Raw genomic sequence first — 14,117 nt, forward strand, 5'->3', positions numbered from 1 at the left:
AGTCGGTTGTCGTATCGGGAAACGGGACGGACGCGCAATGCGCACGCCTCCGATACCACGACGGACGAACCCGACGGAAATCGACACGGCGCCCGACATTTTTTTGTTTTCTTGAGTGCCGGGTCGTTCAGGTCACGCGCATCGGGCGCAATCAGCCCGCTCGGTCGGCCCGGTCGTCCTGCCCGCCAAACTGCCGGCGACACGCTTCCAGCAACCCGGCCACCGCGTCGAGCGGAAAATCGGCAAACCGGGCGATCGGCAGCATCACGCCGCCCGGCACCTTGGTGCGCGACGAATGCGCCGAGAACTGGTAGCCGATGTAACGATTTCCGGCGACGCGGATGATCCGGAACTCGGTGACGTCGCGCCATTGCGTGACGGGTTTTTCGCGTGCGGAGCCGATCAGCCTGAAACCCGTTTCGTCGACATGCAGCGCCATCTTGCGTCGCGACGAGACGAAGAAGGCGACACCCGCCAGCGCCAGCAGCACGGCCAGCGCCGCGACCGGCCAGAGCGTCGGGGCGGCCGCATAGCCGCATAGGCTCGCCGCGGCCAGCACCGCGCACGCGATTGCCCTTCTTTTCAGGCTCCGGCCGTCGACCGCCAGCGTTACCGGCAACTGGCCGATGACCGTTCCCGCGACGGGATCGGCGTGCAGGTCGGAATCGTTCGTTTCGCGTTCATCGTTCATCGTTCAATTACTCGCATCGACGGCAATCGGCACATCGAGATCGGGCGCCATATCAAGGCTCTGCGAACGAACCGGAAAACAGGGATTGGCGATGGGAAATCGTTGCAGTCGAGAACGTCGTGCGTTTCCGCGCACCAACAATCTTTCGTTCGCAGGGAACGGGCACCGTTCAGTCGGCACCGGTCAATTGCACACCTTGACGGTGCCGTTGGTCGTGCATTGACCGACAGCCCAGTGACTTTGCCCTGCCAACTGAGGCGCCTGGCCGATGCCGCGAATCGGCGCTCCCGGCGACGCCGCCGGAACGGCTGCGGTCTCGGGCGACGGCTGCACAGGCGTCGGCCTGGACGCGGTCTGGCAGGCAGCGAGCGCCAGACAAAGCGCGGATGCCAACGGGGCGATGACAGGTCTGGACATGGTTTCGTGCGCGTTTGCGCTATTCGCTTTGGTGCCGGCCCGCCGCACATCGCACGGCCCGTCAAACCGTTCGGCACGATCGGCAATGCAGTACGACGGTTGTTCGATACTACTCCTCGCGTTCGACGTTGTGTGGGCGGCCTTTCGGCCGGGTGCCGCAACCAATGCGGCGGCGCCCGCTACCGCCGGCACGCGTCGTTCCGGTCAGATCTGAGGAAGATCCCGCAACGTGCGCGACTCGCTCGTCGCATCGATGTCGAGTTCGATGCCTTCAGACGCATCGCGATACAGCACGCGTTTTAGCCTGGGCCCGATCGCGGTGGCATCCGATGCCGAGAAGATCGCGCGGACATCGTTGCCGGACGCGAGTGCGCGCGCCACTTCCGCCACCGGCGCCTCGCTCGGCGTCGCCGCCCACGACCGGTCGGCCGGATTCACGGCCGCCCAGCGCACGTGCGTCACGCGCGCGCTGAGCGGATCGATTCGGACACCATTCACCGCAAACATCGACATCGGAATCTCCTTCGAATTTTTTTGCGGTCCGCTTTTGCGGCCCGTCACGCAAATGCGCAGGATCACGGGCAGCCCCGGATCTCGCATACGTTACCCGCGGGGCTGCCATCACGCGCACCTCTCCGGCGAACGCGATTTTCGATGATACATTGGGACGCTTTGCAACCGTCAACAGACAATCGTGTACGGGAGAAACACATGACCGACGCCTGGGGAACCTTCCCTGCCAGAATGGGCGACCATCAGGCTTTCATCAGCTTCAACCACAGCTTTGCGGAAATCGCGGAAGGCGATCCGCGCACGTCGCTGCTCAGCGTGCGCGTCCCCTTCGCGCACCCGACGCCCGAAGGCCTGCCGACCGGCGACGAGTTCGCCGACCTCACGAAGATCGAGGATCTGCTGGACGCCACGATCACCGCGAAAGGCGGCGTGCAGGTCGGCCGCGTCACCGTCGACGGTAACCGGGATTTCCTTTTCTACGTGCCGTTCGACGAAGAGGCGGCGGCGGAGCTCGTCGACTCGCTGGCCGAACAGACAACCTACGCGCTGCAGTACGCACACCAGGACGATCCGGACAAGGAAGCGTATTGGCAGACCCTTTACCCGACCGACGACGACTGGCAGATCATGCGCGACATGCGCGTGCTGGATGCGCTGCGGCAGAAAGGCGACGCCAGCGACGTGAGCCGGCGCGTGATGCACTGGGCGTACTTCCCGGACCCGAGCGACGCACACCAGTTCGCGGACTGGGCCGAAGCGAAAGGCTATCCGGTCGAATCGGTCGCGCCGACGGAAGACGGCAAGTCGGCCGTGCGGTTTTCGCACGAAGGCACGATGGCGCTTGCCGACATCACGCGCCATACGATCGCGATCAATCGCGAGGTGCGTTCGCTCGGAGGGGAATACGACGGATGGGAAACCAGCGTCGAACAGGCTGGTTGAGCGGGTCGACATACCCGCTGCGTACGACGTGACGCTACGCGTCAGGTGCAAAAAATTCCCGGCAGCGTTGCTGCGCGCTGCCGGGATCAAGGCATCGCCGGCCGAAACCGGCGATGGGCCTGAGGGTTCGCTCAGGCACGAGGAAAGCGATTCGTGCGGATCAGGCGAACGGATGTCGGGGTGCGCCTGGTTCGATTGCGCAGCCTGTCGAACGCCTGTCCGGTTCCGCCGACGCAACGCTCCGGCGTCGGGCGGGCAAAAAGCCCCCGCTCCTGCGCGAGCGAGCGAGCGGGGAAACAGTTGACCGGGCCGGGGAAGAACGGTCAACCGGCCAAATTGTGATCGCGGGCCGCCCGACGGTCTGTGCGGCAACTCACCCTTTGTCGACAAGGTGGCGGCGTCGGGCTGGTCCGCATGCCGCGTGGCGTCGCGGTCCGGGCGCAAGACCTGCGATCGGCAGCGGCAACGATCGCGCCAGCCGTCGGCAGCGTTCTTCATTTCATGTTTGGAGTTCTATTTTGTTTTAGTTCAAGCGGACGTTTTTCAGAAGCGGCCCAGTTTCCGGTAAGTCGCGGGTGATGTCAAAGCAGGATTATTCTATTTTTTTCGAGAGCCGTGATTTCGGCTTCATTTTCTCGCACAGATTTTCGTGAAACCATGTTTCACGAACGCAATAACCAGCGGCAGGAAAACCCGGTTTCGTCATTACGGCGAGTTGCTGGAAAACCAGTCGGTGACCATATCGATCCAGTCGACATCGCTGACGAATTCAATGACCGTTTCGCCGACGATTTCGGCAGTCGATGAACCTGTTGACGCCGCCCCGGCGGCAACCGCATTTGCCTTCGCAATTTCGGCCGACGCGCCGGACCTCGGGTCGGCAAGACGCTCCAGCCAGTCGACGATATTTGCACGTGCGTCCTCTTCATCGGCGAAGTCATTCCGCTCGAGAAAGCGGTCGAACACGATCCACGCGAGCGTCTTGCTTCGCGAATCGGATTCCAGTTTCCGGTCGACAACGCCCGTCCGACCGGACTCCCTGATTTCGAGCGTTGCCGTGAAACAGTAATCGAGGTATTCGATTTCAAGTTTCGACGACATGGTTTTCTCCGGTCAATCTGCCCTCTCTGTTCTCTTGATGATCCGCGACTGCCCGGCTTCGCGACGCCGTATGAAGCATGCGTGAATTACGCGCGGCGCGTCCTTTCCGCTGGAAGTATCGCGATATTCCCACGCCCTGTCGATATCGACCGCCAACGCATGACCGCATCCGCTTTGCCAATCGCGCCTTCTGCACATCCGGTTCCGCTGCGAATCGTTCCGTTTTCCTATTCCGGGTATCGACCTGCACCGCTGTCGTAATCGCGCTGCTAAACTCCGGCCACGAAGACCGCTTGCGCCACCAGAGGAAATAATGACGCTCGCCCGCGCACAACTGAATGGCGTAGATGTCTGGATTATCCAGCTTCCCGGGCACGCCCCCTATGCCTATACGCACCTCAAGCGGGTATTCCCGTCCGACGACTCGCGACATCGGGTCGTGACGATCGACCTGACGAAACTGCTGACATGCGCCGACCGCGACACCACCGACTATGTGCTGCCGTCGGTTCAGTACTGGGCTCCCGGAAAAGCCTCGGGTATTCGCGAATTCCTCGATCCGGACCAGGACAAGATTCCGGACATGCCGCTCATCACGTTTCGCGAGACAAGAACGAGAACGCTGTTCGGCATCCCCGGCTTGTCGAAAGTCGGCGTCGCGTCATTCCGCAACGGCCAGCATCGCGCACGCTATCTTGCCTTTGCCGGCGCGACGACCCTGCCCGTCGAGGTGCACGAGACGGAGGCCGATTTGCTCGTGCGATATTGCGGCGAGTAACAAACGAGCAAGTCCGGCTTTCGCCCCGGGAATGGCTGCATATCGTGCGGCCGTTCGTTCGGATCGCAGCATGCCGCTAGGCCTGTATCGCGTAGATCCGGTCGGTGACCTCCGTCTGGCCGATCCGGCTCGTTTCGATACCCGCCAATTGCCAGCCGTTGTGCTCATAGAAGCCGATCGCGCGCACGTTGCCCTCCAGCACCGACAGATGGACCTTGTCCACGCCGATCGTCCGGGCCCACGCGCGAACGGCTTCGATCATGCGTTTGCCCGTACCGCTGCCGTGATGCGAAGGATGTCTGCCGCCGCAATTTTCCACGACCCGCGGTACGGAACTGGATGGGAAGACGAACAAGCATTCCGGCGAATGCTTCTGGACAACAATCCTGAAACGACTCGGAATTCGCTATCGCAGCCCGTACAACCTGCGACATCGCTACGCGACAGCAATGCTGCTGGCCGGCATGACCCCATGCCTTTTGCGCGAAACAGCTCGGACTCGACATCGAGATGTTCCTGACGACTTACGCGAAACGGATGAATGGCGAGCAGAACGCTCTGGCGATGGCGAGACTCGAATCGATGCTGTTCCCCGATCTGTCCCGCGCAAAGCAAAACAGGCGCCGAAGCGCCTGTTTTGATCGAGAATTTTGGGGTGGCTGATGGGACTCGAACCCACGACGACAGGAATCACAATCCTTATACATTTATCATATTTTTCAATGACTTATATCGAAACATCGGAACATATTGCGTCGTTAGATCGTTGCCAGGCAAGGCATCAATCCCCCATCTTCCAAGAATTTTCAGCCCGGACGTGAGACTGTAGCGCTCTACATCTGGAGTAATATTGACCGGTCGCCATCTTGTAAGGAAAACAACGATGTCTAACATCAAGGTCGACGGCTGTCATTTCGAAAACAACGGCACCGCAATCAGCGTTTCAGATGGCGTCCAACTGGAAGTTTCAAGCACGACCTTCATCAGGAATGGGAAGGCCATCGATGTTCGCGATGCCCCTCCGCTGATTAAGCAGTTGGGTCTACCAGAAACGGTGTCACCAGACGATTTTGTCGCTGTGATGCACGCCATGCAGCAGCAACCTCAAGAAGCGCGGGAGGGTGTCCTCAAATCGTCAAAAATTTGGCCGCTCATCCAGAACTGCGCGAATGTCGCGCAGATTGTTGGTACTCTCGTGGCTCTGGTGTCGTCGTAGCGCGTGGCCATCGGCTCCGACTGACGCGTCAATCGGACGCAGACTCGGCCTCCATATCGTCCGCGGGATAGAGCCGCAGCATCGCGCGCGCGGCCTCGACGTTCGAAGTCGTCAGCCATTCCTCGTAGTCGTCGGGCCGCAGGATCACGACCGCCCGTTTCTCGTCGCCGGGTTTGTGCATCCGGGAGAAAATCGGGTGTCCCTCGCCGTTCACCGTGATCATTGACATCGTGTGATGGTCCGCGCCATCGGGGCCCTTCAGCGTCCGCCAGATGCCGGCGACACACATCGTTCGCCAGTCGGCCAGGCCGATCCGGTACCGGACGTGCTTCCCCGTCTCCCAGTTCGGCTCGTAGATCCATTTCGCCGGGATTAGGCAGCGCCGCCCGGCACGCCACGCCGGCCCGTACAGCGGCGACTTGCCAAGGTTGTCGTCGCGCACGTTCATTGTGCTGCGGATGATCGGCGGCTTGCGCCCCGCCGCCTTCGCCTTCTCGACATTGGCCTTCTGCAGCGCGCGCGGCCAGAAGCCGAAGTTGGCGATCAGCGGCTTGAATTGCCCGTCGACGTAGCCGACGATCGGAGCGTCATAGTCCTGGTAGATCTCGGGCTTCCACGGCGTCCAGCGGTACAGGTCGCGGAAATTGTCGATCTTGAGCTCGCTCAGGCCCGGATCTTCGCCCGGCGCGACGTAGTTCGTGCACATCGCCGTCCCCAATTTTCGATCTTGACGACCCCATCTTACCCCGGGATACACTGTGTTTTTATACAGTGATGGCAACGTGATCAAGCCGCAGTGGGCTTACATTTGGGAGTATGGGTTCCAAGGCGACAAGAACCGCCTGAGGACCCCGATCGAGCTCACGAAACCGGAATTTGAATTTTGGATTGATCAGGACGCACGGGCGGTGTTCCTGGGCTCGTGCACGCCGATCGAGGCCACCAGGATCGATCGCAACCGTGTGCCGCTCACAGATCCACGCTTCAAGATGAAGCCAGTGATGCCAGAGTTCGATGCTCCGACGGATGCTGAGCTTCGTGCGCTGTGGCGCGACTACACCGACCTTCAGGTCCGGTGGCTCATCCTTGAGATTCGCGCACTACGCAAATCGCTCGAACGCATCGAAGAATGGTATGAATATACCGACAAGAACGTCACCAACAAGGGCGATCTAGCCGGCGCACAGGGGCAGTTGTATCGACTCATGCACCTCTTGCGAGACGAGATGCGGCGCGCCGGGATGAAGTGACGGGCCTGTGGCATCCTGAACGCTCTGGAACAGGAGGCGACCATGTCCACGATCGATGAAGAGTTTCGCACATCAACTGATGACTGGCACGGGGTTGCATACGCTCACGAACGCGAGGCTGACGGTTCTTTCCGGGCCTACCTGCAACGAATTGCGCCGGAAATTCCGCCCCATCACGTGATCACGAATGTGCAGATCGTGCTGTGCACGACGTACGCAAAGGAAGGACGCACCCCATTTCTCAGGATCTCGCACTTCGATGCTGGGGAGACGTCTGATCCGGTCGCCGCGTTCCATGAGCGTGTCGCAACCAACACCCTCGATTCGAAATTCACTGAAGTGAAGTGCGACTTCGGCTTGTTCGAGGCATTCAGCGATTTCGAGATCAGCCTGACGGCACGTGGCTACGACATAGTGCCGATCGACGAACCCGGCGCCATCTATCGCAGCCAGGACGAAATAGACGACGGCCCCGAAAACTGAACATCGTCAGCGCGTAGATGCCGTCAGGGCGTCGTAGTCGCGCTCGCACTGCTGGCCGGCGATGCGGGCACGGTCAGCGTACTCTGCCAGTTCACCCGCGCGCTGGTCAGCGCGGCCGAGCACGTCGGCAAGCAGATCGAGGGCGTCGCCGGCTGCCGGGCTTCCGGCGGAAGTGGCGGGATGGCGGGCGGCTGCGACGAGTTGATCGACGCGCTGTTGCAGGCTGCCAGAGGCAGCGCGAGCAGCAAAAGCATCCGCGAGCGCGGCAGTGCGTTGTTGGTTCGCATCTTTTGCGATCTCCGATTGGGCCGCGGTGCGGCGTTGTTCTTCGGCGCGGGCGGCCGCGACGGCGTCGAGCTGCGCCTTCTGCGCGGCGGCAGCCGTCGTACGCACGCCATCGGCGTGCCCCTTGAAGTAACCGCCGGCCAGGCCGACGATGGCCGCCACGACGACGGCGAGCCAGACATGGGGATCGAACCAGGTCATTTCTGCTCCTTCGCATGCAGCTGCTTCAGCTCGTCCGGCGAGTAGACGAAGCCCGGCAGCAGGAACGCCTGCACGCTCCAGACAGGATCGCTTTCCTCATGCCGGCCGTGATCCTTGCCCCGGTGATGGAGCGCGCACAGCAGCAGTTGGTTGTAGGTCGAGTCAACGAACGTCTCCGGGCGCCCCGGATCGAACGCCTCCCAGTCGAAGCCCTGCGTCAGCTTGATCACGTCCCAGATCGGGTGTTGGAGTGGGATCGGCACGATGCGTCGCAGCTTGTGACTGAACATCGTGTCGCACTTGTTGATTGCGACCTCGCGGATCCACTTCCAGTCGATCGCGTGCGAGAACGCCCACTCGAAGAATCGGTGGTGCGACTCGACCGCCTGGTCGTCGCCGCAGACCGCGCACACGTAGCCGCCGACCGCCTTCATCACGCGCTTGGTCGCGCGGAACGTCGGCGACTCGGTGCGCGGCTCGTGATCGGGATAGAAGACGTCTTCGGCGAGCGTGCGCCGCGTCTCGTGGGTTTTTGTGGTCGTCATAGGCCGCGCTCGCACAGTGCACGCTCTTCCGCGCGGCGTTTCACCAGGCCGGGCAGCACCCGGCCGCCGGCCGTCACCCACTGCGGCCGGCCGTTGTCCGCTTCGTTCAGCGCACGGCACGCGCCCTTCCAGTCGCCGACGTTGAACCGCTTCGCCGTCGTGCTGCCGCAGTACGCGCCCGCGCCGACGTTGTAGGCGAAGCTCACCGCGGCCGCGAGCTGGTACGTGTGGCCTTTCAGCACCGGCGTGCACTTCAGCACCGGCTCGGCATGCTCGATGAGGCGCTGCTCGAGGCGCGCGCGGCACTCGTCGGGCGTGAAGCGCTGGCCGGCGCGCACGTCCTTCGTGTCGCCGTTGCACGCAGTGACGATCCCGATCGGGTCCGGGCGCGCAATGAGCTCGAGCCCCTCGAACTTCGGAACCATGGAAAAAAGAAGGGCTGCCGCAGCAGCCCCCACAACACCAACGAGTGTCTTCTTCGGTACGTTAGCCATCGAGCAATGCCCTCTTCCCTTTGTTTTTGACCAGGTAGTACGCCTGCAGCCCGATATACGCGATCGTCGCGACGGCTACCCACCAGTTGATGTCGTGACCGGTCAGCCACAACCAGAAATTGCTTCCCACCGCCGGCGCCGCCTTGGCTGCGCTCACCGCGAGATCGTTCTTCATCGAATCCCCGAAATGAAAAAGCCGCCCGAAGGCGGCAGTGAAATGTTCTTGACGACGTGCCCACAATGGCTGACCAGACGCATCGGGTGACACTGAACTACATGCGTTGACCTCCGAACTACCTCACCTTGGCAACCTTTCCTGATTCATCGGATCATTAGATACAATGCGCGTTTTCTCCGCGTAGATCGCACAGCCATACGAGGGATGACGGATGTCACTTTTGGATGAATGGGCAGAAATGGGCCTCCTGCTCTGCCCTGAAACTAGGAAACCTCTCACCATTTCGCCCGACGGAACCTACACGGAGGCCGACGGCCGTCGATGGTCGATCAAGAACGGGGTTCTCGACCTATACGGAAAATATTCACCTCGATTGGCGCAAACTAACTATGATCCCAAGGTGGCACGCGATGTTGCTACCTCGTTGAGCCTCCCTCACACCGAAGAGGTTCTTGCAGTTGTCGCAGATGCGATTTCGGACACCTACCTCGTATCGGGAGACAACTCGTTTTCTGCCGAGAATGCGGACCTTTCGGATCGACTTGGTATAACCGACCACCACGGAAATCATCGCCAAGAGATTTCAAGTGACGCGAACAAAATAATCCACATCGAATTCGAAAACACGTTTATTGAACCAGTAGTAAAAGCATCCAGCCTGATCAATAGAAGCGTTCGAATTCGCAATGCTGGCCCCGTCCCAATCGCGTCGACTGAATCCGTGCCGTTGGCCATGAGCTATCACTGGCTTGACGTTAATGGCGCGGTAGTTGTATGGGATGGCTTGCGCACAAACCTCCCTATCGAATTGGCTGCAGGTGAGTCTCTTACGTTAATTTGCAGGATCCAAACGCCACCTGAACCTGGCATCTATCGATTGCAGTTTCACCCGATGATCGAAGGCAAGGCCTGGCTAGACGGATCAAGACTGACCCGTACTGTTGTCGCGGCCGCCGAAGTCTCGCCAACGATCTCTATACCAAGTACTGGCGAGAAATTTAACTATGCTGATGATCACCAGATCGGAATGAGCATCGTGCGAAGTCGCGTCACACAAGCGAGAAAGAACTCACGATTGCGACTTCTGGAGATCGGATCCGGTATTCATCCCCAAGCAGCAGCCCTGATACCGGACGGTTGCGATCTCATCTCGATCGACATCAGCTCACCACAAGGACAATTGGGGCGTGCGCATTTCGACTACCTTGAGCCAGCCAAGGCTGCACATGTCGCATTCATCACTTGCGACGCTCATGCCCCGCCGTTTCCATCTGGCACTTTCGACGGGATCGTAATCTTCTCGGCGCTACATCATTTCTCTGATCCAGTGAAGCTCCTAAGGAATCTTAGGACCGTAATGAAGCCTGGCGCATTTGTCGCGATCATGTGCGAACCGTGTGCACCGAACAAGCTGACACCGCAGTATTTTCGCGATCTTGAAAAAGGAATCAATGAGCAATGCTGGGATGTTCAAGAGTACGCTGAGATTTTCATTGCATCCGGGTTTCATGTTGTAGACGGTCGCCAAGACGACGATTCGCTGAAAGTTATCCTCGAGGAATCTAGAAGTAACTAACGCCTCGATAAGGCAATCAGTCCGGCTGCGGAAGGTTCCGCTGAGCCTCCGCAGATTGAAGCTCAAAATAGGCTTTCCACCTAGGATCGCTCGCTTCCACGGAACCGAGATTAGGCCACTCGGTGGTGTTTTGCGGTGATGCGAAGTAGCCGATGACCGTTGCTTCGGTGCTATCCGAAAATTGCACGACAATCATAATTCGTATCCCGAAGTGGTAATGGAAAGAGTCATCGTGCCGCCAGCGCCGGCCGTGTACCAAACAGTCTGAGGAGATGGCATGCAGACGTTCTCGAATGTCTCAGTAAGCCCCGTATTCGGGTTCGAAGCGAGTTGATGCTGACCGACACCGTTGACAGTTTCATAGATGTTGCAGAAGAGTGAACCCGAGGTCGAACCTGCACAATTGATGACCAGAGATGTCTTCCTGGCATTCGGAGGCACGATCGCCGACAATGAAATTGAAATCGGGCTCGATGTCTGCGTCGAAATGTTCGCAATTGCTCGAACACCCGTGCGAATAGTGCGATCGAGAACGTTCAAGAGCACAAACTGACCGCCCGCCGTAGTCGGCACAACCGTCAAGAGCGCGCTGGCGGTGTATCCGGCCGGTGCGTTCACCCCACCATAGACGCTTGGTGCAACGCTCGAGGTCGCGTTCGTTGCGAGCAGCGCACTCGCACCCGTCGTCGGGTTGTAGATCGCGTACAGCGCGACGTAACCCGATGCCGGCGCTGCGCCAGTGTCCATACCGCCCGCGCCGATCTTCGTGAGGTCGATCGTCTTGCTGAACGAGCTGAGCACATACTTCTTTCCGCCGAGCGCCGTGCCAACGACGATCTCGTCCGCCGTCAGCGTCGCCGTGCTCGATGCTGCCGACACCGACATGGCCACGTTTCGCGTCTGGCCGACCACAGCCGCCGCTTGCGCTTGAATCGCGGCTTTGAGGTTCGCGAGCAGTGTCGCCGTAGTGCCGTCGTCGATCGCATCCTGCCCGGTCAGATCGACGATGAACTGCGCAAGTACGGCTGCCATGATCGAGCTCTGGCGCCAGACCTTATTGAGCTGCGCCGACTGCGCGGTACCAGATTGGAAGCCGGTCAGGCGAGCAGTAAGCGCAGCGTAGGTGGGCTGGTCGATGACGTTCGCGGACCCGCCGCCGCCGAACGCGAGAAAATCATTGGTTCCCATCAATTCTCCGAGCAATAAAAAAACCGCCCGAAGGCGGCTTGCAGAAAGGAAGGCGTTGCGCTGGTCAGAGCGTCCTGCCCCAGGCGCCAGCATCGAAGCCGGCGACAAACTGGTTGTTCATGTCGAAGCCGAACAGCGGCGCGTTGTCGACGGTCGTGACGATCGTGTAGCTGACGCGCACTCCTTCGGGCTTCAGCGGGATGTACCCGCCGGCGAGCAGCGCGAGAAATACTGCCGACGGCACCTTTCCGGAGATCCCGATCGTCATCGACATGTCCTGGTGGTCCTCGATGAGCACGTGCGTGTCCGCGCCGAAGATGCTGTTCAGGATCGCGGCACTCGATTCGAGTGTGCCGTCCCAGTGGTTCGCGCCGATCTTCGCGCGGATGACCAGCCGGTATGTGTCGTCGTCCAATACGGTCAGGCCGGTATCGGGATCGAACGGCCCCTTCCAGATACCCTGATCGAAGCCGAGCCCCGCGATGTCGAACGAGAAGTAGATCCCGGTCAGTGGCGTACGGATCTTCCGCGACACGCCGACCCAGAGGCCGACGTCGTCCAGTTGCACGCCAACCGCGTCATCCAGATCGAACTTGCCAGGCATGCCCTGCAGCACGTTCATCTGGTCGACGAGCGGCTGCACGAGCGCGCCGAGCACCGCCGCAAACCGAGGCAGGTCACGATGCTCGGAGGTGATCAGCGAGGTGTAGTCGATCAATGCGGCCATCACGTCACCACCAGAGTCACGTTCGCCGGTGTACAGGACGCGGCCTCGTTGAACAGCAGCGAGACGTCCGGCGCGCCGGCGCCGCGCGGCCCGCTCAACGTCAGACCGGACAGCTTGAACGTGACGCCGCCGCCGACGCTGTTCGCAGCAGTCAGCGCGTCACCCCACTCGACGCTGCCGGACAGGCCGCCGCCGATCTGCACGCCGTTGATGTAGTCCGACACCGCCTGCTGGATCTGCTGCCCCGCCTGGCTGGTGTAGCCAGTGAGCGCCTTCAGGGTGACCGTCGCCGTGAGCGGCGCCGCCGTCGGCCTGAAGAACCTGATTGTGATCGGCCGGCCGTAGATGTCCGTTACGACGATTGCCGTTGTGCCGTACGTTCCAGAGCCCGGCGTCTTTTTCGCGGCGATCGCGTTCGCGATTGCCGTCGCGTCGCCCCCCTCGACCACGAGCGAGATCGAATGCGATGGGATGCCGTTCGCGTCGGTCGCGCTGGTGTCGTTCTCATAGGCGACGTAGCGCGTGACGCCGGCGACATTCGCCACCGCACCGATGATGCCGTCGAGCACCGTAAGCGACGGAAGTGCGGTCGATACCGTCTGACGTTGCCGCAGCACCGCGTCTTTCTCAACCGGCGCGCCTTCGGCAGCATCGGCCGGGTTCGTCACCGACTGCCAGCCGAGCGCCGGCGTCGCGATCTGATTGATCGTGCCAGCGCGCGCGGAGACGTCGCCGATCGACGCACACGTGGCCGTGACCGTGATCGTGCCGCTCGGCGGGAGCGTCACCGTGGCCGGCAGCATCCACTGCACGCCGTTGGCATCCTTCGCCGCGCCGTTCGTAATCGTCTTACCGGCCTGCCCGACCAGCACCAGGTCGGCGCTCGAGTACGACGCGACTTTGCGCGCGATGCCGTTGATCTTGACGTTGCTCGACAGCGCGTCCTCCTGCGCAGTGGCCGGGCTGAACGACCGGTAGATCGCGATCGCAACCGAGTTCATGTCGCTGATAGCCTTCGCGAACACGCCGAGCATCTGACCGTCCTGGCTGTCGGGCTCAAGGTACGTGTCGGCGCCGTAGATCGATCGATACTTGACCTGCAGGAACGCGAACGCTTCCGCGTATGTCGGTGCCGTGATGCCGTTCGCGTCGATGGTGGGTGCGAGAGTCGTGAGAGTCACAATGTCGCCTGTACCGTAGTGGTTCCATAGATGGTCGTGATCGTCGCGGTGACGGTCAGCGTTCGCGTCTCGGGATCAGCCGAGCTTGAGTAGCTCGTCAACTCGGTCACGCCCTGCGTGCCGAGGATGCACGTGCGGATCGCCGCGTCGTACTTTCCTCTCGTGTACTTCCCGAGCACGTCGGTGGCCCACGGCATGCCGGCCGTCGTGTCGAGGAACCATTCGCCGCGCAGCAAGCGCAGGCGCGTCAAGACGGCCTGCGCGACTGCTTCTGGCGTGTTCACGAGAAAGTCGGCCGCGCCCCCGCCGAAGACGTAGTCGCCGTCAGCGTCGAGTTTTCGGTATCGCATG

The 14,117-nt window shown here is 60.9% G+C and carries 19 protein-coding genes and 1 pseudogene; 6 read left to right on the plus strand and 14 right to left on the minus strand.

Annotation, left to right across the window (positions count from 1 at the left end):
- Positions 1 to 151 precede the first annotated feature (151 nt).
- The 3 genes from ACNQQL_RS03575 to ACNQQL_RS03585 form a co-directional block, all read right to left on the minus strand.
- Complete coding sequence (locus ACNQQL_RS03575; RefSeq protein ID WP_072441555.1) at positions 152 to 691, minus strand: aspartyl-tRNA synthetase; 540 nt, start codon at positions 689 to 691, stop codon at positions 152 to 154.
- Between the two features lie 183 nt (positions 692 to 874).
- Positions 875 to 1,108, minus strand: coding sequence for a hypothetical protein (locus ACNQQL_RS03580; protein WP_347063221.1), 234 nt, complete (start codon positions 1,106 to 1,108; stop codon positions 875 to 877).
- Between the two features lie 204 nt (positions 1,109 to 1,312).
- Positions 1,313 to 1,621, minus strand: a complete 309-nt coding sequence (locus ACNQQL_RS03585) for a phosphatidylserine/phosphatidylglycerophosphate/cardiolipin synthase (protein ID WP_072441557.1) — start codon at positions 1,619 to 1,621, stop codon at positions 1,313 to 1,315.
- A 198-nt stretch (positions 1,622 to 1,819) separates the two neighbouring features.
- Here ACNQQL_RS03585 and ACNQQL_RS03590 point away from each other — a divergent pair, with 198 nt between their 5' ends.
- Entirely contained in the window at positions 1,820 to 2,563 is a 744-nt protein-coding gene (locus ACNQQL_RS03590) for a DUF695 domain-containing protein (RefSeq protein ID WP_347063222.1), read from the plus strand.
- A 705-nt stretch (positions 2,564 to 3,268) separates the two neighbouring features.
- Here ACNQQL_RS03590 and ACNQQL_RS03595 read toward each other — a convergent pair.
- Entirely contained in the window at positions 3,269 to 3,664 is a 396-nt protein-coding gene (locus ACNQQL_RS03595; RefSeq protein WP_347063223.1) for a hypothetical protein, read from the minus strand.
- 313 nt (positions 3,665 to 3,977) lie between these two features.
- Here ACNQQL_RS03595 and ACNQQL_RS03600 point away from each other — a divergent pair, with 313 nt between their 5' ends.
- On the plus strand, positions 3,978 to 4,442 hold the full coding sequence (locus tag ACNQQL_RS03600; protein WP_347063224.1) for a plasmid fertility inhibition factor family protein: 465 nt from the start codon (positions 3,978 to 3,980) through the stop codon (positions 4,440 to 4,442).
- 76 nt (positions 4,443 to 4,518) lie between these two features.
- Here ACNQQL_RS03600 and ACNQQL_RS03605 read toward each other — a convergent pair.
- Positions 4,519 to 4,746 (minus strand): annotated as a pseudogene (locus ACNQQL_RS03605) (GNAT family N-acetyltransferase); the annotation flags it as partial.
- A 579-nt stretch (positions 4,747 to 5,325) separates the two neighbouring features.
- On the opposite strand from ACNQQL_RS03605, the gene ACNQQL_RS03610 reads away from it, so the two are divergent.
- Complete coding sequence (locus ACNQQL_RS03610) at positions 5,326 to 5,658, plus strand: hypothetical protein (protein ID WP_347063225.1); 333 nt, start codon at positions 5,326 to 5,328, stop codon at positions 5,656 to 5,658.
- Between the two features lie 28 nt (positions 5,659 to 5,686).
- On the opposite strand, the gene ACNQQL_RS03615 is transcribed toward ACNQQL_RS03610, so the two are convergent.
- A complete protein-coding gene (locus ACNQQL_RS03615) occupies positions 5,687 to 6,364 on the minus strand; it encodes an SOS response-associated peptidase family protein (RefSeq protein WP_347063226.1) in 678 nt (225 codons plus the stop codon).
- A 52-nt stretch (positions 6,365 to 6,416) separates the two neighbouring features.
- On the opposite strand from ACNQQL_RS03615, the gene ACNQQL_RS03620 reads away from it, so the two are divergent.
- A complete protein-coding gene (locus ACNQQL_RS03620; RefSeq protein WP_347063227.1) occupies positions 6,417 to 6,908 on the plus strand; it encodes a hypothetical protein in 492 nt (163 codons plus the stop codon).
- Between the two features lie 42 nt (positions 6,909 to 6,950).
- The gene (locus ACNQQL_RS03625; protein ID WP_347063228.1) at positions 6,951 to 7,391 is read left to right on the plus strand and encodes a hypothetical protein; all 441 of its coding nucleotides are present in this window, start codon (positions 6,951 to 6,953) and stop codon (positions 7,389 to 7,391) included.
- Between the two features lie 6 nt (positions 7,392 to 7,397).
- Here the strand turns inward: ACNQQL_RS03625 and ACNQQL_RS03630 are convergent, their stop codons facing one another.
- From ACNQQL_RS03630 to ACNQQL_RS03645, 4 genes are read right to left on the minus strand one after another with little or no spacing between them, the layout of a single operon-like run.
- A complete protein-coding gene (locus tag ACNQQL_RS03630; protein WP_347063229.1) occupies positions 7,398 to 7,877 on the minus strand; it encodes a DUF2514 family protein in 480 nt (159 codons plus the stop codon).
- The gene (locus ACNQQL_RS03635) at positions 7,874 to 8,422 is read right to left on the minus strand and encodes a hypothetical protein (protein ID WP_347063230.1); all 549 of its coding nucleotides are present in this window, start codon (positions 8,420 to 8,422) and stop codon (positions 7,874 to 7,876) included. Before ACNQQL_RS03635 ends, ACNQQL_RS03630 begins: the two co-directional genes overlap by 4 nt.
- Positions 8,419 to 8,916, minus strand: coding sequence for a lysozyme (locus ACNQQL_RS03640; RefSeq protein WP_347063231.1), 498 nt, complete (start codon positions 8,914 to 8,916; stop codon positions 8,419 to 8,421). The genes ACNQQL_RS03635 and ACNQQL_RS03640 overlap by 4 nt, the downstream gene beginning before the upstream one ends.
- Complete coding sequence (locus ACNQQL_RS03645) at positions 8,909 to 9,091, minus strand: hypothetical protein (RefSeq protein ID WP_006495243.1); 183 nt, start codon at positions 9,089 to 9,091, stop codon at positions 8,909 to 8,911. The genes ACNQQL_RS03640 and ACNQQL_RS03645 overlap by 8 nt, the downstream gene beginning before the upstream one ends.
- A 214-nt stretch (positions 9,092 to 9,305) precedes the next feature.
- On the opposite strand from ACNQQL_RS03645, the gene ACNQQL_RS03650 reads away from it, so the two are divergent.
- Positions 9,306 to 10,670 (plus strand): class I SAM-dependent methyltransferase, encoded by a 1,365-nt coding sequence (locus ACNQQL_RS03650; protein ID WP_347063232.1) that lies wholly within the window; start codon positions 9,306 to 9,308, stop codon positions 10,668 to 10,670.
- Between the two features lie 192 nt (positions 10,671 to 10,862).
- Here ACNQQL_RS03650 and ACNQQL_RS03655 read toward each other — a convergent pair whose 3' ends face one another.
- From ACNQQL_RS03655 to ACNQQL_RS03670, 4 genes are all read right to left on the minus strand, one after another.
- Positions 10,863 to 11,858, minus strand: a complete 996-nt coding sequence (locus ACNQQL_RS03655; protein WP_347063233.1) for a hypothetical protein — start codon at positions 11,856 to 11,858, stop codon at positions 10,863 to 10,865.
- Positions 11,859 to 11,922: 64 nt separating this feature from the next.
- Positions 11,923 to 12,585, minus strand: a complete 663-nt coding sequence (locus ACNQQL_RS03660; RefSeq protein ID WP_347063234.1) for a DUF2612 domain-containing protein — start codon at positions 12,583 to 12,585, stop codon at positions 11,923 to 11,925.
- Positions 12,585 to 13,766 (minus strand): baseplate J/gp47 family protein, encoded by a 1,182-nt coding sequence (locus ACNQQL_RS03665; RefSeq protein WP_347063235.1) that lies wholly within the window; start codon positions 13,764 to 13,766, stop codon positions 12,585 to 12,587. The genes ACNQQL_RS03660 and ACNQQL_RS03665 overlap by 1 nt, the downstream gene beginning before the upstream one ends.
- Positions 13,763 to 14,116 carry a hypothetical protein gene (locus ACNQQL_RS03670; protein ID WP_347063236.1) on the minus strand — a complete coding sequence of 118 codons (354 nt, stop codon included), beginning with the start codon at positions 14,114 to 14,116 and terminating at the stop codon, positions 13,763 to 13,765. The genes ACNQQL_RS03665 and ACNQQL_RS03670 overlap by 4 nt, the downstream gene beginning before the upstream one ends.
- Position 14,117 lies beyond the last annotated feature (1 nt).

It is taken from the genome of Burkholderia sp. LFS061 (assembly GCF_047978125.1).
GTDB classification, from domain to species: Bacteria; Pseudomonadota; Gammaproteobacteria; order Burkholderiales; family Burkholderiaceae; genus Burkholderia; species Burkholderia pyrrocinia_C.

Coding starts and splice junctions, on each gene's coding strand:
- ACNQQL_RS03635 (WP_347063230.1), bottom strand. CDS start 8,422: ATGACGACCACAAAAACCCACGAGACGCGGCGCACGCTCGCCGAAGAC.
- ACNQQL_RS03670 (WP_347063236.1), bottom strand. CDS start 14,116: ATGCGATACCGAAAACTCGACGCTGACGGCGACTACGTCTTCGGCGGG.
- ACNQQL_RS03660 (WP_347063234.1), bottom strand. CDS start 12,585: ATGGCCGCATTGATCGACTACACCTCGCTGATCACCTCCGAGCATCGT.
- ACNQQL_RS03650 (WP_347063232.1), top strand. CDS start 9,306: ATGTCACTTTTGGATGAATGGGCAGAAATGGGCCTCCTGCTCTGCCCT.
- ACNQQL_RS03630 (WP_347063229.1), bottom strand. CDS start 7,877: ATGACCTGGTTCGATCCCCATGTCTGGCTCGCCGTCGTCGTGGCGGCC.
- ACNQQL_RS03645 (WP_006495243.1), bottom strand. CDS start 9,091: ATGAAGAACGATCTCGCGGTGAGCGCAGCCAAGGCGGCGCCGGCGGTG.
- ACNQQL_RS03585 (WP_072441557.1), bottom strand. CDS start 1,621: ATGTCGATGTTTGCGGTGAATGGTGTCCGAATCGATCCGCTCAGCGCG.
- ACNQQL_RS03580 (WP_347063221.1), bottom strand. CDS start 1,108: ATGTCCAGACCTGTCATCGCCCCGTTGGCATCCGCGCTTTGTCTGGCG.
- ACNQQL_RS03615 (WP_347063226.1), bottom strand. CDS start 6,364: ATGTGCACGAACTACGTCGCGCCGGGCGAAGATCCGGGCCTGAGCGAG.
- ACNQQL_RS03595 (WP_347063223.1), bottom strand. CDS start 3,664: ATGTCGTCGAAACTTGAAATCGAATACCTCGATTACTGTTTCACGGCA.
- ACNQQL_RS03625 (WP_347063228.1), top strand. CDS start 6,951: ATGTCCACGATCGATGAAGAGTTTCGCACATCAACTGATGACTGGCAC.
- ACNQQL_RS03600 (WP_347063224.1), top strand. CDS start 3,978: ATGACGCTCGCCCGCGCACAACTGAATGGCGTAGATGTCTGGATTATC.
- ACNQQL_RS03610 (WP_347063225.1), top strand. CDS start 5,326: ATGTCTAACATCAAGGTCGACGGCTGTCATTTCGAAAACAACGGCACC.
- ACNQQL_RS03655 (WP_347063233.1), bottom strand. CDS start 11,858: ATGGGAACCAATGATTTTCTCGCGTTCGGCGGCGGCGGGTCCGCGAAC.
- ACNQQL_RS03590 (WP_347063222.1), top strand. CDS start 1,820: ATGACCGACGCCTGGGGAACCTTCCCTGCCAGAATGGGCGACCATCAG.
- ACNQQL_RS03640 (WP_347063231.1), bottom strand. CDS start 8,916: ATGGCTAACGTACCGAAGAAGACACTCGTTGGTGTTGTGGGGGCTGCT.
- ACNQQL_RS03575 (WP_072441555.1), bottom strand. CDS start 691: ATGAACGATGAACGCGAAACGAACGATTCCGACCTGCACGCCGATCCC.